Below are 23,495 nucleotides of genomic sequence, written 5' to 3'. Positions count from 1 at the left end.
TTCGCGAGGGAGATGATTGGGACGATTGCCGCGGGCGGACGCAGCCAGCGACTCCCACGAAGTTCACACAGCATCCCAGAAGGGCACGAAGTGACTGGAAAGATCTACAACGACATCACCGAGGTCGTCGGCCGCACCCCGCTCGTCAAGCTCGGCCGCATCAACGACACCGGCGCGAACATCCTCGCCAAGCTCGAGTTCTTCGGTCCTGGCTCCTCCGTCAAGGACCGCCTGGGCCTTGGCATCATCCGCGCAGCTGAGCAGAGTGGCGAGCTGCAGCCCGGTGGGACGATCGTCGAGGGCACGTCGGGCAACACGGGTATCGCGCTCGCCATGCTCGGCGCCTCCCGTGGCTACCGCGTCATCCTGGCGATGCCCGAGACCATGTCCATCGAGCGCCGCCAGCTCCTGAAGGCCTTCGGCGCGGAGCTCGTGCTCACGCCAGGCCCAGAGGGCATGCGCGGAGCCGTCGCACGCGCCAAGGAGATCGTCGCCGAGACGCCTGGCGCGATCCTAGCCCGACAGTTCGAGAACGAAGCCAACGTGCAGATCCACCGCGAGACGACGGCGGAGGAGATCTGGGCGGACACCGACGGCGAGGTCGACATCTTCGTCGCCGGTGTCGGCACGGGCGGCACCATCTCCGGTGTCGGGCAGGTGCTCAAGGAGCGCAAGCCCGACGTCAAGATCGTGGCCGTCGAGCCCAAGGACTCGCCGCTCCTCACGGAGGGCAAGGCCGGGCCGCACAAGATCCAGGGCCTCGGCGCGAACTTCGTTCCCGATGTGCTCGACCGTGACGTCATCGACGAGGTGCTCGACGCAACACTCGAGGACAGCATCCGCGTCTCCCGCGCACTGACCTCGACCGAGGGCATCTTCAGCGGCATCTCGAGCGGAGCGAACCTCTGGGCCGCTCTCGAGATCGGAAGGCGTCCGGAGAACGCTGGGAAGAACATCGTCGTCATCATCTGCGACACCGGCGAGCGCTACCTCTCGACGGTGCTCTTCGACGACCTGCGCGACTAGCGAGTGGCAACGGCAGCACCTCGTCGAACGCCGGCACCGCATGGTGTCGGCGTTTGGCGTCGGGTCAGGGAGGACATCGCGGCGACGCGGAAGAACGACCCGGCGGCCCGCTCGAAGCTCGAGATCGTCGTCAACTACTCGGGACTCCACGCCCTGTGGCTGCACCGCGCGGCCCACACGCTCTGGATGCGCCCTGGCACGAAACTGCTCGCGCGCACGCTCTCGCAGTTCAATCGCTTCGCGACCGGTGTCGAGATCCATCCCGGTGCCCGGATCGGCCGCAGAGTCGTGATCGACCACGGCATGGGCATCGTCATCGGCGAGACGGCGATCGTGGGGGACGATGTCCTCATCTACCACGGCGTCACGCTCGGAGGCACGTCGGGTCATCGCGTCAAGCGGCACCCAACGGTCGGAAGCCGCGTCCTGATCGGAGCCGGGGCGAAGCTCCTCGGCAACATCACGGTGGGCGACGACTCGCGAGTGGGTGCGAACGCGGTCGTCACGCGCGACGCACCGCCCAACTCCGTGCTGACGGGCGTTCCGGCGCGCATCCGCCAGCGGACCTCCGCCGAACAGGATCTGGTCGGATACTACGAGATCTAAAAGATCTCAAAGGTCTGACCAGCAACCACGGGTGAAGCGGGCCGCGGAGGCCCTCGCAAAAAAGAAGGCTCCGCGCTGCAGACGACGGGACAGAAAGACAGAAAGAAAGACCGCGAGACGGCGACCAGCAGATCTGCTGGTCGCCGTCTCGCGTTGCGGTGGTGCGTCTAGTCGTCGTTGCCGGAGAGCGCCGCGAGCCGGGCTTCCTCGTCGGCAGCGATGGCCGACTGGATGACCGGGCCGAGGGCCCCGTTCATCACGTGGTCGAGGTTGTACGACTTGTACCCCGTCCGGTGATCCGCGATGCGATTCTCCGGGAAGTTGTACGTGCGGATGCGCTCGGAGCGATCCATGGTGCGGATCTGGCCGGAGCGGGCTTCCGACTCAGCCGCGGCGATCTGCTCCTGCTGGTGAGCGAGCAGCCTCGCGAGCAGCACTCGCATGCCGGCGGCGCGGTTCTGGATCTGGCTCTTCTCGTTCTGCATCGACACGACGATGCCGGTCGGGATGTGCGTGATGCGCACCGCCGAGTCCGTCGTGTTCACCGACTGGCCGCCAGGGCCTGAGGAGCGGAAGACGTCGATCTTGAGGTCGTTCGGGCTGACCTCGATCTCCTCGGGCTCATCGACCTCGGGGAAGACGAGCACGCCCGTCGTCGAGGTGTGGATGCGGCCCTGCGACTCGGTCGCCGGCACCCGCTGGACGCGGTGCACGCCACCCTCGTACTTGAGGCTGGCCCACACACCGAGTGCCGGGTCGTTCGCATTGCCCTTGATGGCGACCTGGACGTCCTTGAAGCCGCCGAGGTCGCTCTCCGTCGAGGAGATGATCTCGGTCTTCCAGCCGCGCTGCTCCGCGTAGTGCGAGTACATGCGGAGGAGGTCGGCGGCGAAGAGCGCCGATTCCTCGCCGCCCTCACCGCCCTTGATCTCCATGATGACGTCGCGTCCATCGTCGGGGTCACGCGGGATGAGGAGGCGGCGGAGCTTCTCCTGCGCGACGCGCAGGTTCTCCTCCAGCACGGGAACCTCTTCCGCGAACGACTCGTCTTCCTTCGCGAGCTCTCGCGCCGCCTCGAGGTCGTCCTCGAGCTCGGCCCTCGAGGCGTCCGCCGCGAGGATCTGCGCGAGCTGAGCGTAGCGCCTGTTGACCTTCTTGGCGCGCGCCGGGTTGGCGTGCAGCTCGGGGTCGGCGAGCTGCTCCTGCAGGTCTTCGTGCTCGGCGCGAAGCTGCCGAACGGAGTCGGCCATCTCGTGTCTGGCCACGACTACGCCTTGGCTGCGCGGATGGGCTGCTTCGCGACGGAAGCGAGGAACTCTGCGTTGGTGGTCGTGCTGGCGACTCGTGCCAGGACGGCTTCGAGCGACAGGAGCGCGTTGCCTCCCGTGAGCCCACGGCGGATGCTCCAGGTCGCTTCGACTTCCTGCGGCGTGAGCAGCTGCTCCTCGCGGAGCGTCTGCGAGTGCGAGATGTCGATGGCCGGGAAGACGCGCTTGTCGGCGATGTCGCGCGAGAGGCGAAGCTCCATGTTCCCGGTTCCCGCGAACGACTCGAGGATGGTGTCCTCGGTCTTGGAGCCGGTGCCGATCATCGCCGTGGCGAGGATCGTGAGCGATCCACCGTTCTCGACGTTCTTGGCGGAGCCGAAGAAGCGTCGAACGGGGGTGAGCGCGGATGCGTCGACGCCGCCGGGCAGGATGCGTCCGGATGCGGGTGCCGCGAGGTTGTAGGCGCGGCACAGCTGGGTGACGCCGTCGAGCAGCACGACGACGTCGTGGCCGAGCTCGACGAGGCGCTTGGCTCGCTCGATGGCGAGTTCCGCGACGGTCGTCTGGTCGTCGGCCGGGAGGTCGAAGGTGGCCGCGACGACCTCGCCCTGGATGGTGCGCTGCATGTGCGTCACCTCTTCGGGACGCTCGTCGATGAGGACGACCATGAGGTGCACGTCTGGGCTGTTCTTCGCGACGGCAGCTGCGACCTGCTCGAGGACGATCGATTTGCCCGACTTGGGCGGGGCGACGATGAGGCCGCGTGTGCCCTTGCCGATGGGCGCGAAGAGGTCCATGAGTCGAGTCGCGACGCGATCTTCGCTCGTCTCGAGACGGAGACGCTCCTGCGGGTAGAGCGCGGTCAGCGAGTCGAAGTCGGGACGCTGGCGCGGCTCCTCCGGCGACTGGCCGTTGATGGCGTCGAACCGGACGATCGCGTTGAACTTCTGGCGGCCGTGCTGGTTCTCGCCCTCGCGCGGCTGGCGGATGGCGCCGACGACGGCGTCGCCCTTGCGGAGCTGGTACTTCTTGACCTGCGCGAGCGACACGTAGACGTCGTTGGGTCCCGGGAGGTAGCCGCTGGTGCGGACGAAGGCGTAGTTGTCGAGGACGTCGAGGATGCCGGCGATGGGCAGGAGGACGTCGTCGGCTGCGATCTCCGGCTCGGTGTCCTCAGCGCCTCCGCGTCCGCGCTTGCGGTCGCGGTAGCGTCCGCCGCGGCTGCGGCGCTGCTCGTCGGTCTCGTCGTCGGACGGAGCGTCCTGGGCTTGCGGGGTCTCGGGACGGCCCTGTGCCTGCTCGCCGCCGCGTCCGCGAGAGCGTCCGCGCTGGCGGCGTCCGCCCTGCTGCTCGTCGTCCTGCGCGTCGCCGCTCTGCTCTGCTGGCGCCTCATCCTGCTTGGCGGCCGGCTCAGCGTTGTCCGTGCCCTGCTCGTTGTCGGCTCCGCGACCACGGCGTCCACGACCGCGACCGCGCTTGCGCTGGCCGGCGCGGCCCTGGTCCTCGTCGCGTGCGTCGTCCTGCTCTGAGGCTTCGCCGCGGGCGGGCGGGAGGACGAGGTCGTCGAGGGACAGCTCGGGGACGCTCGGGGCCGAGGACTGCTCGGCCTCGGAGACCTCGGATGCCGGCGCCTCGGTGCGGTCGTTCGCCGTGCGGTCGTCCTCGGTGACGGCCGGTGTCTCGTCGACGACGAAGGTCGGCGCTTCGGCCTCGGGGGCGGAAGGCTCGACGGGTGCCGAGTGCTCCTCAACCGCTTCGGCCGGAGCCTCTGCGGCGACCGTCTCGGGCTCGGCGCTCGAGCGTGCGGCCTCGATGGCCTCGATGAGTGCTCCCTTCCGCAGGCTGCGTGCGCCGCGGATCTGGAGTCCGGCGGCAAGCGCCTGGAGGTCGGCGACCTTCATCGAGGTGAGCGGGGCTTCCTGCCCCGCAGTTGGTGTTGTGTCAGTCATCTGCTGTGAGTCCTTACCTCTACCGCGTTCTGCGGTGTTCAGATCGAGCGAGCGGGACTTCTCACACACTCTGAACCACATCGACAGAAATCGAGGGGGGTGCGTACTCCGCTGCTCGGAGAGTTGAAGCTGTCGCGCTGTGCCTACACCGAGAGTGTGGCCGCGTCGCCCGACAGCACCTCAACTGTAGCACCGAGGAAATCAACGGCGGGCATGATGGCGTTCCACTTCGTCTGCGTGTTGGCCTCGGCGACGGCGGCCGCCTGCAGGCGCTGCTCGGGGCTGGAGCACAGCACGAGGACGCTCGGGCCCGCACCGGAGACCACGGCGGGCAGCCCCGCGGCGCGCAGCTCGGCGACGAGGCCGCTCGTGAAGGGCATCGCGGATGCGCGGTAGCTCTGGTGGAGCCGGTCCTCCGTCGCCTCGAAGAGCAGCTCCGGGCTCTGCACGAGTGCGGCGACGAGCAGCGCCGAGCGGGAGAGGTTGAAGATCGCGTCGGCATGGGGGACGCTCTCCGGCTGGAGGCTCCTGGCGAGCTTCGTCGACATCGTCTCCGTCGGGATGAGCACGATGGGCGAGACGCCGCGGTGCACGAGCAGCTGCTTGGAGCGCGGGCCGTTCTCGCCCACCCAGGCGATCGTGAGGCTGCCGAAGAGGCAGGGCGCGACGTTGTCGGGGTGTCCCTCGAGCTCGGTGGCGAAGCGCAGCAGCGTGTCCGCGTCGACATCGACGTCGTTCGACACGAGCGCGGCAGCCGCCATGACGCCGGAGACGATGGCGGCGCCGGATGAGCCCATGCCTCGCCCGTGCGGGATCGTGTTGACGGCGCTGATGCGCAGCCCGGGCAGCTCGTAGCCCAGTCCGTTCAGCGTGTGCTCGATGGACTGCACCACGAGGTGCGAGGCGTCGCGGGGCACGCTGTCCGCTCCCACTCCCTGGACCTCGATCTCGAGCACGCCGCTCGGCGCGCTCTCGACGACAAGCGTGTCGTACACGGCAAGCGCGAGTCCGAGGGTATCGAAGCCCGGACCGAGATTGGCGCTCGTCGCGGGGACCTTGACTTCGACGCGACGCGCCTGTTCGACCTGCTTCATGCTGCGACTCCTAGGCAGAGGACTGTTGCGATTGGATTGATATCGATGGGCATGACGGCCGACGGGGTGCCGTCGGCGGCGTCGAACCGCCCTGCGTTAGAGCGCGCCCTCGACACGGAGCACCCCGGAGACCCGCCGTGATGCCTCGTGCTCGGCGAGCGCCTGCGCAAGCGCTGAGAGCGCTCGCTCGGTCGCCGAGTGCGTGCCGATGACGAGCGTGGCGCCCCGCTCGGCCTCGCCGGTCGATGGTGCGCCGGAACCAGCCGTCGCATCGCCCGAGTCGGCGCTGCGCTGCTCGAGCGTCGAGACGGAAACGCCGAAGTCGCTGAAGACCTTCGCGATCTCGGCGAGCACGCCTGGACGGTCGTGCACCTCGAGGATGATCTGGTAGCGCGTGGTGATCTCGCCGACGTCGAGGACGGGCAGGTCGGCGTGCGTCGACTCGCCGAGGCCAGGGCCACCGTTGACGCGTCGACGGGCGGAGGAGACGAGGTCGCCGAGCACGGCGGACGCGGTCTCCACTCCCCCGGCGCCGGCGCCGTAGAACATGAGGTCGCCGGCTGCCTGCGCCTGCACGAAGACGGCGTTGTTGCCGCCGTGCACCGACGCGAGCGGGTGCTGCGCGTCGACGAGCGCGGGGTACACGCGCGCTGAGATGCCCTCGACTCCGTCGGCGGTCGTGACGCGCTCGCAGATCGCGAGGAGCTTCACGACGAAGCCCGCCGCCTTGGCGCGCTCGATCTGCTCGATCGTGATCTCGGTGATGCCCTCGCGGTGCACGAGCTCGACGGGGACCTCGGTGTGGAAGGCGATGGAGGCGAGGATCGCCGCCTTCTGCTGGGCGTCGTAGCCGCCGATGTCGGCCGTCGGGTCGGCTTCCGCGTAACCGAGGTCGGTGGCGATGCGCAGCGCTTCCTCGAGCGAGTCGCCGCGTGTGTGCATCCGGTCGAGGATGAAGTTCGTCGTGCCGTTCACGATGCCGAGGATGCGCTCGACCCGGTCGCCCGCGAGGCTGTCGCGCAGGGGGCGGATGATCGGGATGGCGCCGGCGACGGCGGCCTCGTAGGTGAGCTGAGCGCCGACGCGCCTTGCCTGGTCGAAGAGCTCGGGGCCATGCGCCGCGACGAGCGCCTTGTTCGCCGTCACGACGTCGGCACCCGTCGACAGCGCCAGGGAGATGAGGCCCTTCGCCGGGTCGATACCGCCCATGAGCTCGATGACGATGTCGGAGCCGAGGATGAGCCGCTCCGCGTCGTCGGTGAAGAGCTCCTTCGGCAGATCCACGTCGCGCTTCGCATCGACGTTGCGGACGGCGATACCGGTCAGCAGCAGCGGAGCGCCGACACGAGCGGCGAGCTCGTCGGCGTTCTCGATCAGGATGCGGGCGACCTGCGACCCGACGGATCCCGCGCCGAGCAGGGCGACTCGGATGGGTCGGTTCTGGTTCATCGGTTCTCCTCGGTTACGGGCGCTCATCGGTCACGGCAGCTGGGAGTCCCGCGTCTCTGGCAAGCAGATCGGCCACGGACTCCGCACGGATCAGCGTGCGCGCCTCGCCGTCGCGAACCGCGACGACGGCCGGTCGGCCGATCATGTTGTAGTTGCTCGAGAGCGACCAGCAGTATGCGCCGGTCGCTGGCACGGCGACGAGGTCGCCAGGGGCGACATCGCTCGGAAGATAGTCTGCCAGAACGACGATGTCGCCGGACTCGCAGTGTTTTCCAACGACACGAACGAGCGCTGCGTCGGCCGCGGAGGCCCGCGAAGCCAGGCGAACGCTGTACTCGGCCTCGTAGAGGGCCGCCCTGACGTTGTCGCTCATGCCGCCGTCGACGGAGACGTAGAGGCGCTCGGCATTGCCGCCCTCGTCGAGCGGGACTCGAACGGTCTTCGTCGTCCCGACCTCGTACAAGGCGGTCCCGGCGGGGCCGATGATGGTCCGCCCCGGTTCGAAGGCCATGTTCGGCACTGCGACGCCGAGCCTCGAGCAGGCCGCGGCCACGTGGGAGGCGATGTGGGAGGCCATCGTGCGAATGTCGGTGGGCGTCTCGCGCGGCAGGTAGGCGATGCCGTAGCCGCCCCCGAGGTTCAGCTCTGGAACCGGTCCCCCTTCGAGGAGGCGAGCGTGGACTTCGACGAGGCGGTCGGCGGCCTCGCCGAACCCATCGGCGTCGAAGATCTGCGAGCCGATGTGCGAGTGCAGGCCGAGGAACTCCAGGGACTCGTGCTCGCGGATGCGCGCGACGAACGCATCCACCTCGTCGAGGGGGATGCCGAACTTCTGGTCCTCGCGGCTCGTGGCGAGGAACTCGTGTGTCGAGGCGTGCACACCGGAGTTGACGCGCAGCCTCACGGGCTGCCGAACGCCCGCGGCCAGGGCGGCCACCGCGACGCGGTCGAGCTCCTGGGCGCTGTCGAGCACGATCGCCCCGATACCGGCGCCGACGGCGATGCCGATCTCGCGCGTCGACTTGTTGTTGCCGTGGAAGCCGATGCGTGCGGGTGGTGCGCCCGCGGCGATCGCGAGGGCGAGCTCGCCTTCGCTGCAGACGTCGATGGCGCAGCCCGCCTCGAGCATCCAGCGGACGACGTCGGCGCTCAGGAACGCCTTGCCCGCGTAGTAGACCTTGGCGGTGACGCCGAGGGGCTCGAAGGCGTCGGCGAAGGCGGCGACGGTCTCCGCTGCACGCGCGCGGGCGTCGACCTCGTCGACGACGTAGAGCGGCGTCGCGAACCGCTCCGCAAGCGCTCGGACGTCCATGCCCGCGATCTCGATCGCGCCGTCAACTGCTCGGGCGGCGTTCCTCGACCAGACGTGGGAGTCGAGCTCGTTGAGATCCGACGGAACATCGAGGTCGGCAGGCGCCAGGGGGCTGGCAGCCGTCTGGCGGGCGGCGTGGGGTTCGTGGAGAGCTTCAGGCACCAGAGCATGCTATCTGCTGGCCCCTCGCCGGAACAGGCGAGAGGCCCAAGCGCGCACGCAGCCGGACTACAGGCAGTCGGCCACCGCGGGCAGCTCGCTCAGCTGCGCGCCGTCGACCTTCCACGAGAACGAGATCGCGTCGCTGGAGACGGTCGCCTCGGTGACCTGCGCCTCGAGCTCCGAGTCCGCACAGGTCGGCACCTCGACCTTCTCGTTCGAGCCGAACGGGATGCTGGTCCCGAAGAGCGTCATGCTGCTGTCGCTCGTCACGAAGAGCTTGCCGTCCGTCGCCTCGTAGCCGAGCTCGGACTCGACCTTCACCTGCCACTCGCCGGTGCCGCTGATGGCCTCGATGTTGATCACGTTGTCGCCGTAGCTGATGGTCGTGTCGTAGGAGTCGGTGTTGATCTCGCTCTCCTCGCCCTGGAGCGCGGCAGGAACGCCGTCGAGGACGTCGGTCGAGACGACGAGATCGACCGTGGTCGAGTCCACGGGACCTTCGAGCGACGCGTCGATGCCCGTGAGGTCGATGCCCACGGTGATGTCGCCGTCGCCCTGCGACGTCATGGTGGCGTGCTCGATCTTGCCGGTGAGGAGCTGCGCGAGGACGCTGAAGCCATCCACCGTGACGGCGTACTCGCTCGGGGCCGCCGCCTCGCCGTAGTTGTCGATGACGATCTTCCCCGCCTGCTCCTCGAGTGCGCTCGTGACGTTCCCCCGGGCCACGGCCTCGCCCACGACGAGACCACCGGCGATCACGACGACACCGACGCCCGTCCAGAGCCACCATTGCGCGTACCAGGGCCGAGGCCTCTTGCCCTGCGGGGGCTGGCCGCCCTGCCACGGACCCGGCTGCTGACCGTGCGGCGGCTGACCGCCCGACTGCGCGTACTGCTGTGGCGCGCCGCCGTGCTGCGGCTGGCCGAACTGCAGCGGCCGCTGCTGCTGGCCGTAGCCCGGTCCTTGCGGCTGCTGTCCGTAGCCAGGCTGCTGCGAGGGCTGCGGGTACCCGGAGCCCTGGCCGTACGGGGGCTGCTGCTGGGGTGCTTGGCCGTGTCCGGGCTGGTGCGGCTGGCCGGGCTGCTGTCCGTACCCGGGCTGCGACGCCTGCTCACCGTATCCGGGATGCTGGCCCTGCCCCGGCTGCTGACCGAAGCCCTGTCCGTTCGGCGGCATGCTCATCTCAGTTCTCCAGTTCTTCGGCGGCCGGCCGACGTCGCGCGGAGTGCGATCCGTCGAGCGCGTCGGGGCGGCCTCGTCGGCACGGACCCCATCGTCGCAGCTCGAAACTAGTCGCGACAGGTGGAGAACTCCCCGGAATCCGGGATCTCGGCGGAGAGTGCGATGTTCCTCGCCTCGACGCCGACCGTGAGCATCCCCTCCGCGATGCGCAGCTCGGACACGTGCAGACCGGCGGGGAGGTAGTCGGCGGTGCAGATCGGCACCGCGAACTCCGCGATGTCAGGGAGCGCCTGCGTGAGGGCCTGGCCGAACGCCGTCCCTGACACCTCGACGTCCGTCGGATCGATGATCACCTCGCCATCGACGAGGCGCAGCTGCGCGTCGACGGTGAGCGTGCCCGTGAGGCCCAGGATGGAGACCGTCGAGCGGTAGGACAGCTCGTCGTCGCCGAGCTCCAGCGACGCATCGGTTCCGGGGAGCGCGGCAACGCCCTCGAGGGTCGCCTCCGGCACGTTGAGCGTGCCCGTGAGCATCTCGGTCCGCATCCCGTCGAAGATGTGCACGCCGTACGCGTCCACGGTCGCCGCCAGGTTCAGGCCGTAGGCGGTGAGCTCATCCGCTGACACCGTGACGTGGCTCGCCCGACCGGTGGCGAGCTGCCACAGCGTCGAGAAGCCGTGCACGTGCGCGCTGACCTCGCCGTCCACCCCGGGCGGGAGCGTGTCCTGCACCTGCTGGGCGATGCGATCCTGCGCGACGAGGCGAACCCCGACGTCGAGGCCGACCAGCAGCAGCAGGGCGCCGAGCAGCCAGAGCGAGGCCTTGACCCAGCTGCGTGCACGCGACGTCCGCAGGAGCTGGATGCGCTCCTCCGGCGGACCGAGCGCGGTCACGTCCGACTACATCCGCTCGGGAGCCGAGACGCCGAGCATGGTGAGTGCCGAGCGCAGGACCGTGCTCGTGGCGTCGTTCAGCCACAGGCGGGTGCGGTGGAGGTCGGTGATCTCGTCGTCCCCACGCGGGATGACACGGCAGCTGTCGTACCAGCGGTGGTAGAGGCCAGCGAGCTCCTCCGCGAAGCGCGCGACGCGGTGCGGCTCGCGCAGCTCGGCGGCGGCCGCGACGACGCGCGGGAAGTCCTGCAGCGCCCCGAGGAGCGCCGACTCGGACTCGTGGTCGAGCAGCGACGGCTCGAAGACCGAGCGGTCGACGCCGGACTCGGCGGCGTTGCGTCCGACCGCGCAGGTCCGGGCGTGCGCGTACTGCACGTAGTAGACGGGGTTGTCGTTGGTGCGCTGCGCGAGGACGTCGAGGTCGATGTCGAGCGTCGAGTTCGCCGAGGAGCGCACGAGCGCGTAGCGGCCCGCGTCGACGCCGACGGCGTCGACGAGGTCGTCGAGCGTCACGATCGTGCCGGCGCGCTTCGACATGCGCACGGGCTCGCCGTCCTTCACGAGATTCACCATCTGGCCGATGAGGATCTGCAGGTTGACGCCCGGCTGGTCGCCGAACGCCGCGACCATCGCCATCATGCGCGCGACGTAGCCGTGGTGGTCGGCGCCGAGCATGATGATGCACTGGTCGAAGCCACGCTCGCGCTTGTCGAGGTAGTAGCCGATATCGCCGGCCATGTAGGTCGGGCTGCCGTTGGATCGAACGACGACGCGGTCCTTGTCGTCGCCGAACTCGGTGGTGCGCAGCCACTGCGCACCGTCCTGCTCGAAGATCTGGCCCTGTTCGCGGAGGCGCTCGATGGCCCGCGAGACCGCACCGGACTCGTGCACCGAATCCTCGTGGAAGAACACGTCGAAGTCGACGCCGAAGTCGTGCAGCTTCTGCTTGATCTCGCCGAACATCTGCTCGACGCCCTTGGAGCGGAAGACCTCCTGCTGGGCCTCCCGGTCGAGCTCGGCGATGCCGTCACCGTAGGCCGCGGCAACCTGCCCGGCGATGTCGCTGATGTAGGCACCGCCGTAGCCGTCCTCCGGAGTGCCCTCGCCGAGGTACGCCGCGAGGAGCGACCGCGCGAAGCGGTCGATCTGCGCCCCGTGGTCGTTGAAGTAGTACTCGCGCGTCACGTCGGCACCTGCCGCCGTGAGGACGCGGGCCAGGGAGTCGCCGACGGCCGCCCAGCGGACACCGCCCATGTGGATGGGGCCCGTCGGGTTGGCGGAGACGAACTCGAGGTTGAGCTTGACGCCGGCGAGCGAGTCGCCATTGCCGTAGGCCGATCCGGCGTCGACGATCACCTTGGCGAGCGCGCCCGCCGTGGCCGTGTCGAGGGTGATGTTGATGAAGCCGGGTCCCGCGACATCTGCACTCGCCACCTGCGGGTCGAGGATCAGCTGCTCGACGATGCCGGTGGCCAGCTCACGCGGGTTGGTGCCGACGCGCTTCGCGAGGCGCATCGCGATGTTCGATGCCCAGTCGCCGTGGTCGCGGTTGCGCGGCCGTTCGAGAACGATGTCCGTCTCGGGGACGGTGATGCCCTCAGCGCCCTCGAGGGGCGCGAGCGCGGCGTTGACAGCGGTGGTGAGTGCCGTGACGAGAGCTGGAGAAGTCATAGGCCTCCCATCCTAGAGCCGCTCGAGGGCCGTCGGCGGCGCTTGCCCGCGCCACCGTCAGCCCAGCTGCACCCGCTCGGTCCAGTCCTCGAGGATGACCTCGCTCGAGGTCGCGTCGACGTGCAGCTTGGACAGGCGGAGGTTCGCGATCGTGTTGCTCAGGAACGCCGTGTCTGCGGCATCCCGACCGCTCGCGATGCGCTGCATGAGGCGGCGCGGCGCGAGGTGCGTCGAGTCGACGACGTACCAGGCTCCGTCGACCAGCACCTCGACGACGGCGTGGAAGTCCATGGGCACGAGCCCCGGCGCGTACACGGAGACGAGGCGCGCCGGGAGGTCGTTGGCGCGCAGGAACGCGATCGTCAGGTGAGCGAAGTCGCGGCAGACGCCCTGGCGCTTCAGGAAGGTGTCGCGCGCGCCGTCGGTCGGGGCGCTCGAGCCAGGCACGTAGCTGATGTTCCTGGAGACCCAGTCGACGACCGCGTCGACGAGCTCGAAGCCCTGCTTGCCGCGGAACATCGACCGTGCGGTCGGTCCGAGGAGGTCCGACTCCGCGTAGCGGGACGGACGGCGGAACTGGATGAGGTCCAGCTCCTCCGGCTCGTTCGGCTGCGCGCGGTCGAGCACCGTCGCGGAGTAGCGCATCTCGATGTGCTTCGCGGAGGTCGTCACGCGGTGCAGCCGGCACTCGGAGCGGTCGATGGATTCGATGACGTCGAGGGGCACGCCGTCACCCGTGATCGTGAACGACTCGCTCTCGAGGTTCGCCAGAGTGTGGGCAGCGATCGAGAACACGAGGTCGGCTTCCCCGTCGAGTTCGAGGTCAATGGCAGATTCGATCTTTCGCATCACCAGCGGATTGTGTCACGCTCCCGTGGCCATCCCCCACAGCCGCGCGCGGCGGCGAGCAGTGGCGTTCGGGCACCCTCGCGCCCTGTTAGTATTGGCTCCGCGTTGCTGAAAGCTCAGTTCCGCATCCGCCTCCGTAGCTCAGTGGATAGAGCACCGGTTTCCGGTACCGAAGGTCGCAGGTTCGACTCCTGTCGGGGGCACATCTCGATGTCTGGTGACATCGCAAGGGCCCGGCGCTGCTCAGCAGCACCGGGCCCTTCCGCGTCCGCAGCGTGCGGACGCTCCTGCTCACACGCTGGGATCCGCCCGCCGACGCGCAGCACACGTGTCCGAGAGGACATTGACACTCTCGGCGCCCCACCGCTACGGTCGGCAGTACCTCGACGAGGGGAGGCAAGGATGCCCACCTACACGTATCGGTGCGAGAGCGCGCACCGCTTCGACGAGGTGCACACCATGCACTCGGTACCGGAGAGATCCGTGTGCCCAGAGTGCGGGCAAGACGCGAGGCGCCGCCCGGCTGCCCCGCATCTCTCCGTCGCAGGCTCTTCCGCCTACGGCCTCATCGATGCCGCCTCGAGATCCGCGCATGAGCCGGACGTCGTGACCTCGCTCCCCGGAGCTCCTCGGAGACCCGGCGGCGGCATCACTCGCAACCCACTCCACGCGAAGCTGCCGCGACACTGACGTCGCGGGGCTCGCACCGACCGAGGCTGCCGCCACGCAAGAGACGGCGAATCGGTCACAGACGAAAGGACCGAGCCATGCCAGACGTGCTGTTTCCACTCGACTCGACGAAGAAGTTCGAGGACCAGGAGAAGATCGGCCACAACAGGTGGCATCCGGAGATTCCGCCGGTCGCGACGGTGAAGCCCGGCGACGAGTTCCGCGTCGACTGCCGGGAGTGGTTCGACGGGGCGATCGTCAACGACGACTCCGCAGAGGACATCCTGAACGCGCCGCTGCTGACGGTGCACAAGCTGAGCGGGCCGTTCCGGATCGAGGGTGCGAAACCTGGCGACCTCCTCATCGTCGACATCCTCGACGTCGGCCCGATTCCTCAGGAGAAGGGTCCGCTCGCAGGCCAGGGGTGGGGCTACACGGGAATTTTCGCGAAGGAGAACGGCGGAGGGTTCCTCACCGATCAGTTCCCGGACGCCTACAAGGCGATCTGGGATTTCAGCGGCCAGACGGCGACGTCCCGTCACGTGCCCGGGGTGTCCTTCACGGGCCTCATCCACCCGGGCCTCATGGGGACGGCTCCGTCGGCGGAGCTGCTGGCGAAGTGGAACGCGCGTGAGGGAAAGCTCATCGCGACCGACCCAGGCAGGGTGCCGCCACTCGCGCTGCCGCCGGAGCCGCAGTTCGCCGTGCTCGGCTCGCTCCCGGATTCCGAGTTCGATCGTGTCGCCGGCGAGGCCGCCAGGACGGCTCCCCCGCGCGAGAACGGCGGCAACCAGGACATCAAGAACCTCTCGAAGGGCACCCGCATCTTCTACCCCGTCTTCGTCGACGGCGCGAACCTGTCGATGGGCGACCTGCACTTCTCCCAGGGCGATGGGGAGATCACCTTCTGCGGCGCCATCGAGATGGGCGGCTTCATGGATGTGCGCGTCGACCTGATCAAGGGAGGCATGGAGACGTACGGCGTCTCGGAGAACGCCATCTTCATGCCGGGCAATGTGGAGCCCAACTACAGCGAGTGGATCGCGTTCTCCGGCACGTCGGTCACGCTCGACGGGGAGCAGCGCTACCTCGACTCCCATCTGTCTTACCAGCGGGCGTGCCTGCACGCGATCGACTACCTCACGAAGTTCGGCTACGCACCGGAGCAGGCCTACCTGCTCCTTGGCTCGGCCCCCATCGAGGGTCGACTCTCCGGCGTCGTCGACATCCCGAACTCGTGCTCCACCGTCTACCTCCCCACGGCGATCTTCGATTTCGACGTGCGCCCGTCGGCGAACGGCCCGCACCAGATCGACCCCGGCATGGGGGCGCCGAGGGCGGTCGCCTCCTAGTCGAGGGGTGAGGCCCGCGAGGCCGGCGGGTGGGCGCGTGTGGCGCGCCTGCCCGCTGGCCTCTACAATCTCGTGTGCCTTCCGAGACCCCAGACGAGACGCCCACGGCGACGCCAGAAGAGACCGACGGCGCGGAATTCGCGCCAGAGCGCATCGCCGAGGCCGACCTCGCGACGACCCTGCGCGTGCTCGAGCAGCTCTCCGCCTACGACCGCGAGGACCCGGACTTCATCACGGTCCGTCGGGCGACGGCGCAGTTCTTCAAGGACGTGAAGCGCGTCGGGCGCGCCGCGAAGCGCCAGCGCATCGCCGACGCCGACAAGGCCGTCGTCGCCGCGACCGCCACGGGCGCACCGGACCGCATCGACGACGAGACCCGCGGCATCCCGATCTCGACGTCGACGACCGCCCCGACGGCCGGCGAGCTGCTCAAGCCACGCGCCTGCTACATCTGCAAGCAGCCGTACACGGTGGTCGACGCCTTCTACCACCAGCTCTGCCCAGAATGCGCCGCCTTCAGCCACTCGAAGCGCGATGCGCGCGCCGACCTGACCGGCAAGCGGGCCCTGCTCACGGGCGGTCGAGCGAAGATCGGGATGTACATCGCGCTGCGGCTGCTCCGCGACGGCGCCCACACGACGATCACGACGCGCTTCCCGCGCGACGCCGTCCGCCGGTTCTCGGCCCTGCCTGACTCGCCGGAGTGGATCGACCGGCTCAAGATCGTCGGCATCGACCTCCGTGATCCCGCACAGGTCATGGGCCTCGCCGACTCCGTCACGGCCGCTGGCCCGCTGGACATCCTCATCAACAATGCCGCCCAGACGGTGCGCCGCTCCCCCGGCTCCTACGCGCCGCTCGTCGAGGCGGAGCTCGCGCCGCTGCCGGACGGGCCGCTTCCCGAGCTCGTGACCTTCGGGCACACGAACGACGCGCACCCGCTCGCCCTGGCGGAGTCGGTCGCCGCGCACCCGATCCTGTCCTCGGCGGCGGGACGCACGGCCGAGGAGCTGACCGCAGACGCCATGACTGCCGGCTCCTCGTCGCTCGAGCGGCTCGCGGCTGGCACCGCCATCGACGCGGGCGGCCTGCTCCCGGACGAGCTGCACATCAACTCGTGGACGCAGCACGTCGACGAGGTCGAGCCCCTCGAGATGCTCGAAGTGCAGCTCGCGAACATGACGGCACCGTTCCTGCTCGTGAGCAGGCTCCGTGGCGCGCTCAAGGCGTCCTCGGCGCGCCGCACCTACATCGTCAACGTCTCCGCGATGGAGGGGGTCTTCGGACGCGGCTACAAGGGCCCGGGCCACCCCCACACGAACATGGCGAAGGCGGCCCTGAACATGCTCACGCGCACCAGCGCTCGGGAGATGTTCGAGAGCGACCGCATCCTCATGACCGCCGTCGACACCGGCTGGATCACGGATGAGCGGCCCCATTTCACGAAGATCCGCCTCGCCGAGGAGGGATTCCACGCCCCCCTCGACCTCGTCGACGGTGCGGCCCGCGTCTACGACCCGATCGTGCGCGGCGAGTCGGGCGAGGATCTCTTCGGAGTGTTCCTCAAGGACTACAAGCCCGGCTCCTGGTAGTGGGAGCGCGAGCTCGCCGGATCAGAAGATCTGGCCGACGGGCTCGCGCTTCTCGCTCTGGAAGGCGTCTTCCGTGCGTCCTGCGGCCCAGTAGCCGGAGAGGGAGAGCTGCGAGCGCTCGACGCCACGGGCGGAGAAGATCTTCCTGAGTCGCTTCATCTGCTCGCGCTCGCCGTGTGCGAAGACCTGCACGAGCCCATCAGGGAACGCCAGGTCCTCGACGGCTGCCGCGATCAGCTGCTGGTCGAACCCGCCATGCTCGCCTCGGTGGAGCCACTGGACGCTGACCCCCGTCGGGGCCGCGAGCTCGATGTGGTCCTCCTCCCCGGCTACCTCCACGAGGACCGCGCCCTTCGCGTCCTCGGGGAGCGCTTCGAGGGTTCGGGCGATCGCCGGGAGTGCGGACTCGTCACCGCAGATGAGATGCCAGTCGCTCTCGGGGAGCGGCGAGTAGGCACCGTGCGGTGTCGTGGCCACGATGACGTCGCCCGGCTTCGCGTCGCGAGCCCACGGGCCGGCGACACCTGCGTCGCCATGGACGACGAAGTCGACGGAGACCGTGCCGCTCGCGCGGTCGATCCCGCGAACCGTGTAGGTGCGCCGGACGGGGACCTGCTCGGTGGGAAGCGTCGCGCGGAGCTCTTGGAGATCGAACGGCAGCTCGAGCTGGCCGACGCCTCCGCCGAAGTGCAGCTTCAGGTAGGTGTCGGCGTGCTCGAGGTCGAAGTCGTCGAGGTCTGCCCCGAGGAAGTGGACCCGGACCAGCGAGCGACTGAGCCGCTCGGTGCGCGCCACACTCAGGCGGACGGTGGGTCCCCGCTTGCGGGGCTTCTGGGTAACGACGTCTGTCACGGTTATGGGCTCCTCGTTCGGGGTGAGTTAGGCCAGCCTAACAAGCCCTCCTGAGGCGCGCCTGTCGCTCAGCGCTGCGCGAGCCCCTCGGCGCCGGACTCTGTCTCGTAGCTGCCGAGCGCCTCCGCGAGCTGCTCGAGGAAGACATCCACCTCCTGAGCGGAGTAGCCGCGCTCGTAGACGCGGGACGTGAACTTGACGGCCTCGACCTCGTGGGACCTGACGATCTGCGCCTGCTCCCGCAGGCCCCTCTCGTACGCCTCGAGCGCGGCGGCGGCTTGGTCGAGGAACTGGTCGACCTCTCGGACGTCGTAGCATCCGTCGAACTTCAGCGCGTTGAAACGCTTGGTGCGTACATCTTCACTTCGCACGTTGAACCTCCGGTGTCTCATGTGAAAACCGGACAAGGAGTGCTTGTCCGGTGCGCGACAATTCTACGGAACTCCATGTGGAATCACACATCGACGCCGGATCGTCACCAAGCGCTCACCTGCGACAGACGCTGTTCGCCGCCTGTTCACTCGTGGCGTCACCACGCGCACAACAATCACGTTCTTCACGGCTACACCCCGCTAGCGTTACGGAGAAGGCCGATGACCGGCCAGAAAGGGGTCTCCGTGCGTCGTGCGCTCGCTCTGCTCGGCATCGCTGCCGCAGCACTCCTCGGAACGAGTGCGCCAGCATCCGCCGAGGTCTCTCCGATCACTTCCTCCGGCTCCTCCACCGCCATAGCCCCGGCCGAGAGCCCCGGCTCGCCGCAGGGCCACATCTTCGACCCGAATGGGCTCGTCACCGGCGACACCGCGGACATCGAGCAGGCGATCTCGACACTCGAGGCCGAGACCGACTACACGATGTACTTCGCGATCGTCGATCGCTTCTCCACCCCGAGCTCTGGGTTCGACTGGGCCAGCGAGTTCGCTTCGGCCAACGACCTCGGCTCCGAGGCCGTCATCCTGTACGTCGGTGTCGACCAGCTCGACTTCGGACTCAACACCGACAGCGCGTTCCCCCTGGGCGACGGTGCGCTGCGCGACATCGAGACGCAGTCGATCGCCCCGAACCTCGACTCCGGGCAGTACGGTCAGGCCGCTATCTCGGCGGCGGACTCGATCCGCCAGGAGCTCACCGGTGCTGGCACGACCAGCGGCGGCGCGGGTGGCGGCGAACTCGTGACGGGTGCCGCCGTCGGCACGATCTTCCTCTTCGTTGGCGGGTTCATCGTCGTGGTCGCCCTCATCATCCTCTTCGTCGTGCTCAGCGCTCGTCGCAAGAAGAAGAAGGGACAGCAGGCGACGGAGGCCGAGCAGAAGGCGCAACTCCAGCAGCTCGCGCAGCGCGCGGCCGGCGAGCTCGTCAGGGTCGACAACCTGGTGAACTCCGCCGACCAGGAGGTCAGCTTCGCCGAGGCGCAGTTCGGACCCGAGCCGGTTGCCGAGTACCGGGCAGCGGTGGCGGATGCCCGCGAGCAGCTGCGTCGTGCGTTCGGCGTCCAGGGCCAGTACCTCGACACCGAACCAGAGCCGCTGCCAGCCCAGATGCAGATGAACGAGGCCATCCTCGGTTTCGTGAACCTGGCAGAGCAGCGCGTCGCCGAACAGGCAGCGCGCTTCGAGAAGCTCCGGGACATGGAGCGCAACGCGCCAGAGCTACTTAGGCAGGTCCGCGGCGAACTCGATCGACTCGAAGGACAGATGCAGGGCGCCGAGTCCCAGCTGACGGCGCTCCGCGCCCGCTACAGCCCGCAGGCGCTCTCCACGGTCGACGACTCGACCAGCCACGCTCGCGAGCTGCTTGCGCTCGCGCGCACCGAGACGCAGAACGCAGATAGCGGTCTCCGCGAAGGACGGACGGGGCCAGCCGCCGTCGATATCGGCGACGCGCAGCTCGCGCTCTCGCAGGTGACCTCGGTTCTGGGCTCCATCGGCGCCGCCGCCAGCGACCTCGAGAACGCGGAGCAGCTCATCCGCCAGGAGATCGGCGAGCTGGAGGCCGGTCTCGCGCGCAGCACCCAGCTCGTCCAGCAGGCGTCGCTGCAGCCGGATGTCGCCGCCGCCGCCGCTGCCGCGCAGGCCACCGCCCAGGAGGCGATCGCCAGGGCCCGCTCCGGCAGCGCCTCGGCCGCAGATCCGCTCAGGACGCTCGGAGGCCTCAGGGAGGCGGACGAGGCCCTCGACGCAGCGATCGCGTCGCTCCTCCAGGAGCACGAGCGCCTGGCGGGGCTGCGCAGACAGCTCGACGTCGCCCTCGCCCAGGCTCGCTCCGCCGTCACGGGCGGACTCCAGTTCATCGACGCACGTCGAGGTGCAGTAGAGAGCGAGCCGCGCGCGCGAATCCAGCAGGCGGAGACCGAGCTCCGCACGGCGGAGCAGCTCGCGGCCACCCAGCCTGAAGAGGCGATGCAGCGCGCCAAGAGCGCCATCAGCCTCGCCGAGCGGGCCACAGAGCAGGCGAGAAGCCAGGTGCAGATGCAGCGCAGCGGCTACGAGCAGAGCTGGGGTGTGTCCTCGGGTTCGAACTCCAACAGCAGCTTCAACTCCGGCCTCCTTGGCGGCATCCTCGGCGGTCTCATCAGCAACAGCGGCTCCTCCAGCCGAAGCTCCTGGGGCGGCGGCAGCTCGTGGGGCGGCGGCTCTGGCCGCCGATCGAGCGGCGGCTCGTCGGGCTTCCGCTCATCTGGCGGCTTCCGCTCCTCGGGAGGGGGCTTCCGCTCCTCGGGCGGCGGCAGAAGGCGCTGACGCGCACCCAGCGCGGAGACAGCGCTCCACGATCACTCCGACACATCACGGCCATTCATCACGGATCACCAGCGAAAAGGAAGCACTCGATGTCCAACAAGCAGTCCATCTTCGGACGAATCAGCCAGCTCGTCCGCGCCAACATCAACTCGCTCATCGACAACGCGGAAGACCCGCAGCTCATGATCGACCAGCTCATCCGCGACTTCAGCTCGAACATCAAGGAGGCGGAGGCGGCGATCGCGCAGACCATCGGCCAGCTTCGCATGCTCGAGGACGACTACCGGGAAGACGTCCAGGCCGCGTCCGAATGGGGCAACAAGGCCCTCGCCGCCAGCCGCAAGGCCGACGAGCTGCGCGCGGCGAACGACGAGGTCGACGCGCAGAAGTTCGACAACCTCGCGAAGGTGGCCCTGTCGCGCCAGATCGAGTCCGAGACGGAAGCTCGCACGGCCGAGCCGCAGATCCGCACCCAGACGCAGGTCGTCGAGCAGCTCAAGGGCGGCCTCGACGGCATGCGCGAGAAGCTCCGCCAGCTCGGCACGAAGCGCGACCAGCTCGCGGCCCGCGCCAAGACGGCCGAGGCGCAGCAGAAGGTCAACGAGGCCCTCGGCAGCATCAACGTGATGGACCCGACCAGCGACCTGGGTCGCTTCGAGGAGAAGGTCCGCCGGCAGGAGGCGCTCGTGCGCGGCCAGCAGGAGCTGCAGACCTCGAGCCTCGACTCGCAGTTCAACCAGCTCGAGGACCTCGGCAAGCTGACCGAGGTCGAGGCCCGGCTCGCCGCGCTCAAGCAGGGCCAGCGCGCACCTGCCGCCATCGACGCGCCGGAGCAGAGCTTCTAAGCCTCCCAGCGCAAGCGTTCGCCGCTGGGACCCGTCTCACACGGTCGGGTCTCAGCGGCGTCCTCCTTTCCAGCCGCCAACGCACCAGCGAACGTAGGTCCTCACCCATGAACCTCTTGAAGAGCGTGTTCCTCGATTCGCCGCTGTCACGGCTCGGCTACCACGCGGCGACGGCCGTCGGACTCGCGGTCGGCGTGCCGCTCTCCACGGGCCGCGTCGAGAACCACGACGGGCTCATCGTCTGCAGTGGCCTGCCCAAGTGGGCGTTCCGCCGGGGCGGGACGTGCGTCGGCCGGGTGTACCTCACTCGCGACACCGTCGGCGAACGGGTGTTCCGCCACGAGCGCGTGCACGTCGAGCAGTGGAAGCGCTACGGCTTCCTGTTCCCGCCGCTCTACTGGCTCGCCGGCTTCGACCCGCTCAAGAACCGCTTCGAGATCGAGGCGGGACTCGAGGACGGCAACTACATCCCGGCCCGCCGACGCCCCGCATCGAAGAGCTGAGCAGCCTCAGGGACGCGCCGCGCCATCCCAGGCGGGCGGGTACCTGCTCGGCCAGTCGATCTCACGCTCGAGCTGCAGCGACAGCCGAAGGAGCGTCGCCTCGTCGCCCGGCCGACCGATGGCCTGCACCCCCGCCGGCAGGCCGCTCGCGAACCCGACGGGCATGGTGATGGCAGGCAGCCCGGTGACGTTCACGTAGGACGTGTACGGCGTGTACTGGCACTGCTGCTCGAAATTCCGCTCCCCGTCCCCCGCGTCGAACCAGCCGAGCGGCCGAGGCGTCATCGCGAGCGTCGGGGTCAGGACGACGTCGACGTCCGAGTACTGGCGGATGATCGAGCGCTCGAACTCGGCGAGCGACGCGAGCGAGGCAGCCAGCTCCGCGGCACCCTTCGTCCGTCCGACGCCGACGAGCCACCGCGTGAGGGGCTCCAGCGCCTCCAGTGCGGCACCCTCTAGTGGGATCGTCGACGCGCCGGCCTGCCACACCGTTCGGAACGCGTCGAAGTACTCGGGCGCGTCCGTCGGCGTGACCGGAACGAGCTCGTGTCCGAGTCGCGAGAGCTGCTCCTTGGCGACCTCGAAGACCGTGGCAACCTCGTCGTCGAGCGCGATCTCGTACTCCGTGGACCACGGCGACCAGCAGTTGACGCCGATCCGCAGCTTCTGAAGGGGTGCGTCCAGGGCGTCGAGGTAGGAACGCTCCCCCGCCGGTGCCGTGAGGGCGCTCCGGTCGGCCTGGCTGCCGTCCCCGCGCCGGGCGATCATCCCGTCGAGCAGGAGCGCGGCATCCGCCGTGCTCCTCGCGATGGGGCCCGAGACGGGGAGCCCCGCAAGGGAGCCGACGCCCGACCCATCCGGTACTCGGCCCCGGCTCGGCTTGAGACCGACCAGACCGCAGGCGGAAGCCGGGATGCGGATGGACCCGCCACCGTCCGACCCCGGCGCGAACGGAATGAGGCCGGCTGCGACAGCCGCCGCCGCGCCTCCCGAGGAGCCGCCGGCCCCGAGCCCGGCACCCCACGGGGTGACCGCCGGCGGGGCCACGGCGTTCTCGGTGTAGGCGGGGAGACCGAACTCGGGCGTGTTCGTCTTCCCCAGGCTGATGCCGCCGGCGGCGTCCATGGTCTCGACCAGTGGCGAGCTCTCCTCCGGCACGTACCCGGCGAAGGCACGCGAGCCGAAGGAGGTCGGCACGTCGGCGCGCGGTTCGAGGTCCTTGTCGGCGAAGGGCATCCCCCAGAGCGGAGCCTTATGCCGGTCTCCGCGGCGAAATGCGGACGAGGGGTCCCGCTCGAGCGCTCGAGCTCGCTCCAATGCGCGGTCCGCGGTGACCGTGATGAAGGCTCCGGATGCACCCCCGTCCGCGTCCAGACGTGCCAGGTAGGCGCTCGTGAGCGCCACCGGCGAGAGCTCGCCGCTCGCGAGCAGCTGCCTCTGCCTGACGGCGCCGAGGGTGTGCAGCTCTTGACTCATGATGTGC

The 23,495-nt window shown here is 69.1% G+C and carries 20 protein-coding genes and 1 tRNA gene; 9 read left to right on the top strand and 12 right to left on the bottom strand.

What is annotated here, in order from left to right; translation table 11 throughout:
* Positions 1-90: 90 nt before the first annotated feature.
* Both cysK and cysE read left to right on the top strand, forming a co-directional pair.
* Complete coding sequence (gene cysK, locus C5E07_RS04735; protein WP_258063133.1) at positions 91-1,026, top strand: cysteine synthase A; 936 nt, start codon at positions 91-93, stop codon at positions 1,024-1,026.
* Positions 1,027-1,029: 3 nt separating this feature from the next.
* A complete protein-coding gene (cysE, locus tag C5E07_RS04730; protein WP_104241500.1) occupies positions 1,030-1,632 on the top strand; it encodes a serine O-acetyltransferase in 603 nt (200 codons plus the stop codon).
* 167 nt (positions 1,633-1,799) lie between these two features.
* Here the strand turns inward: cysE and prfA are convergent, their stop codons facing one another.
* From prfA to C5E07_RS04685, 9 genes are all read right to left on the bottom strand, one after another.
* Complete coding sequence (prfA, locus tag C5E07_RS04725) at positions 1,800-2,882, bottom strand: peptide chain release factor 1 (RefSeq protein ID WP_104241501.1); 1,083 nt, start codon at positions 2,880-2,882, stop codon at positions 1,800-1,802.
* 17 nt (positions 2,883-2,899) lie between these two features.
* Positions 2,900-4,849 carry a transcription termination factor Rho gene (gene rho, locus C5E07_RS04720; protein WP_104298625.1) on the bottom strand — a complete coding sequence of 650 codons (1,950 nt, stop codon included), beginning with the start codon at positions 4,847-4,849 and terminating at the stop codon, positions 2,900-2,902.
* A gap of 143 nt (positions 4,850-4,992) precedes the next feature.
* Positions 4,993-5,943, bottom strand: coding sequence for a homoserine kinase (gene thrB, locus C5E07_RS04715; protein ID WP_104241503.1), 951 nt, complete (start codon positions 5,941-5,943; stop codon positions 4,993-4,995).
* Positions 5,944-6,039: 96 nt separating this feature from the next.
* Positions 6,040-7,392: a homoserine dehydrogenase gene (locus C5E07_RS04710; RefSeq protein WP_104241504.1), complete on the bottom strand. Its 1,353-nt coding sequence runs from the start codon at positions 7,390-7,392 to the stop codon at positions 6,040-6,042.
* Positions 7,393-7,405: 13 nt separating this feature from the next.
* Positions 7,406-8,866, bottom strand: coding sequence for a diaminopimelate decarboxylase (lysA, locus tag C5E07_RS04705; protein WP_104298624.1), 1,461 nt, complete (start codon positions 8,864-8,866; stop codon positions 7,406-7,408).
* A gap of 66 nt (positions 8,867-8,932) precedes the next feature.
* Positions 8,933-10,048, bottom strand: coding sequence for an LmeA family phospholipid-binding protein (locus tag C5E07_RS04700; protein WP_104298623.1), 1,116 nt, complete (start codon positions 10,046-10,048; stop codon positions 8,933-8,935).
* 107 nt (positions 10,049-10,155) lie between these two features.
* Positions 10,156-10,941 (bottom strand): DUF2993 domain-containing protein, encoded by a 786-nt coding sequence (locus C5E07_RS04695; protein ID WP_104298622.1) that lies wholly within the window; start codon positions 10,939-10,941, stop codon positions 10,156-10,158.
* 6 nt (positions 10,942-10,947) lie between these two features.
* Positions 10,948-12,612 (bottom strand): arginine--tRNA ligase, encoded by a 1,665-nt coding sequence (gene argS, locus C5E07_RS04690; protein ID WP_104298621.1) that lies wholly within the window; start codon positions 12,610-12,612, stop codon positions 10,948-10,950.
* A gap of 57 nt (positions 12,613-12,669) precedes the next feature.
* On the bottom strand, positions 12,670-13,461 hold the full coding sequence (locus C5E07_RS04685; RefSeq protein WP_181057844.1) for a transglutaminase family protein: 792 nt from the start codon (positions 13,459-13,461) through the stop codon (positions 12,670-12,672).
* Between the two features lie 130 nt (positions 13,462-13,591).
* Here C5E07_RS04685 and C5E07_RS04680 point away from each other — a divergent pair.
* The 4 genes from C5E07_RS04680 (at position 13,592) to C5E07_RS04665 (ending at position 17,074) form a co-directional block, all read left to right on the top strand.
* Positions 13,592-13,664: transfer RNA gene (locus tag C5E07_RS04680), tRNA-Arg, on the top strand.
* A 7-nt stretch (positions 13,665-13,671) separates the two neighbouring features.
* Positions 13,672-14,151: an FmdB family zinc ribbon protein gene (locus C5E07_RS19960; RefSeq protein WP_104241510.1), complete on the top strand. Its 480-nt coding sequence runs from the start codon at positions 13,672-13,674 to the stop codon at positions 14,149-14,151.
* Between the two features lie 77 nt (positions 14,152-14,228).
* Entirely contained in the window at positions 14,229-15,482 is a 1,254-nt protein-coding gene (gene fmdA / locus C5E07_RS04670; RefSeq protein WP_104298620.1) for a formamidase, read from the top strand.
* Between the two features lie 152 nt (positions 15,483-15,634).
* Positions 15,635-17,074, top strand: coding sequence for an SDR family NAD(P)-dependent oxidoreductase (locus C5E07_RS04665; RefSeq protein WP_104298803.1), 1,440 nt, complete (start codon positions 15,635-15,637; stop codon positions 17,072-17,074).
* 21 nt (positions 17,075-17,095) lie between these two features.
* Here C5E07_RS04665 and C5E07_RS04660 read toward each other — a convergent pair whose 3' ends face one another.
* Both C5E07_RS04660 and C5E07_RS04655 read right to left on the bottom strand, forming a co-directional pair.
* The gene (locus tag C5E07_RS04660) at positions 17,096-17,926 is read right to left on the bottom strand and encodes a siderophore-interacting protein (RefSeq protein WP_104298619.1); all 831 of its coding nucleotides are present in this window, start codon (positions 17,924-17,926) and stop codon (positions 17,096-17,098) included.
* 68 nt (positions 17,927-17,994) lie between these two features.
* A complete protein-coding gene (locus C5E07_RS04655; protein WP_181057794.1) occupies positions 17,995-18,297 on the bottom strand; it encodes a DivIVA domain-containing protein in 303 nt (100 codons plus the stop codon).
* 222 nt (positions 18,298-18,519) lie between these two features.
* Here C5E07_RS04655 and C5E07_RS04650 point away from each other — a divergent pair, with 222 nt between their 5' ends.
* From C5E07_RS04650 to C5E07_RS04640, 3 genes are all read left to right on the top strand, one after another.
* Positions 18,520-20,664 (top strand): TPM domain-containing protein, encoded by a 2,145-nt coding sequence (locus C5E07_RS04650; RefSeq protein ID WP_181057793.1) that lies wholly within the window; start codon positions 18,520-18,522, stop codon positions 20,662-20,664.
* Between the two features lie 89 nt (positions 20,665-20,753).
* Positions 20,754-21,509 (top strand): PspA/IM30 family protein, encoded by a 756-nt coding sequence (locus C5E07_RS04645; protein WP_104298616.1) that lies wholly within the window; start codon positions 20,754-20,756, stop codon positions 21,507-21,509.
* Between the two features lie 107 nt (positions 21,510-21,616).
* Complete coding sequence (locus C5E07_RS04640) at positions 21,617-22,012, top strand: Fe-S oxidoreductase (protein ID WP_104298615.1); 396 nt, start codon at positions 21,617-21,619, stop codon at positions 22,010-22,012.
* Between the two features lie 6 nt (positions 22,013-22,018).
* Here C5E07_RS04640 and C5E07_RS04635 read toward each other — a convergent pair whose 3' ends face one another.
* On the bottom strand, positions 22,019-23,488 hold the full coding sequence (locus tag C5E07_RS04635) for an amidase (protein WP_104298614.1): 1,470 nt from the start codon (positions 23,486-23,488) through the stop codon (positions 22,019-22,021).
* Positions 23,489-23,495: the final 7 nt, after the last annotated feature.

It is taken from the genome of Pseudoclavibacter sp. RFBJ3, assembly GCF_002931375.1.
Taxonomy (GTDB): domain Bacteria; phylum Actinomycetota; class Actinomycetes; order Actinomycetales; family Microbacteriaceae; genus Pseudoclavibacter.
Note: the sequence above shows the minus strand (reverse complement) of the source record. Positions and strands in the feature narration are given on the sequence as shown.

Excerpts from the sequence above, each read along its gene's own strand:
- C5E07_RS04650 (WP_181057793.1), top strand. The coding sequence starts at position 18,520 with ATGACCGGCCAGAAAGGGGTCTCCGTGCGTCGTGCGCTCGCTCTGCTC.
- C5E07_RS04685 (WP_181057844.1), bottom strand. The coding sequence starts at position 13,461 with ATGCGAAAGATCGAATCTGCCATTGACCTCGAACTCGACGGGGAAGCC.
- C5E07_RS04645 (WP_104298616.1), top strand. The coding sequence starts at position 20,754 with ATGTCCAACAAGCAGTCCATCTTCGGACGAATCAGCCAGCTCGTCCGC.
- fmdA (WP_104298620.1), top strand. The coding sequence starts at position 14,229 with ATGCCAGACGTGCTGTTTCCACTCGACTCGACGAAGAAGTTCGAGGAC.
- rho (WP_104298625.1), bottom strand. The coding sequence starts at position 4,849 with ATGACTGACACAACACCAACTGCGGGGCAGGAAGCCCCGCTCACCTCG.
- C5E07_RS04700 (WP_104298623.1), bottom strand. The coding sequence starts at position 10,048 with ATGAGCATGCCGCCGAACGGACAGGGCTTCGGTCAGCAGCCGGGGCAG.
- prfA (WP_104241501.1), bottom strand. The coding sequence starts at position 2,882 with ATGGCCGACTCCGTTCGGCAGCTTCGCGCCGAGCACGAAGACCTGCAG.
- C5E07_RS19960 (WP_104241510.1), top strand. The coding sequence starts at position 13,672 with ATGTCTGGTGACATCGCAAGGGCCCGGCGCTGCTCAGCAGCACCGGGC.
- C5E07_RS04635 (WP_104298614.1), bottom strand. The coding sequence starts at position 23,488 with ATGAGTCAAGAGCTGCACACCCTCGGCGCCGTCAGGCAGAGGCAGCTG.
- C5E07_RS04710 (WP_104241504.1), bottom strand. The coding sequence starts at position 7,392 with ATGAACCAGAACCGACCCATCCGAGTCGCCCTGCTCGGCGCGGGATCC.
- thrB (WP_104241503.1), bottom strand. The coding sequence starts at position 5,943 with ATGAAGCAGGTCGAACAGGCGCGTCGCGTCGAAGTCAAGGTCCCCGCG.
- C5E07_RS04640 (WP_104298615.1), top strand. The coding sequence starts at position 21,617 with ATGAACCTCTTGAAGAGCGTGTTCCTCGATTCGCCGCTGTCACGGCTC.
- argS (WP_104298621.1), bottom strand. The coding sequence starts at position 12,612 with ATGACTTCTCCAGCTCTCGTCACGGCACTCACCACCGCTGTCAACGCC.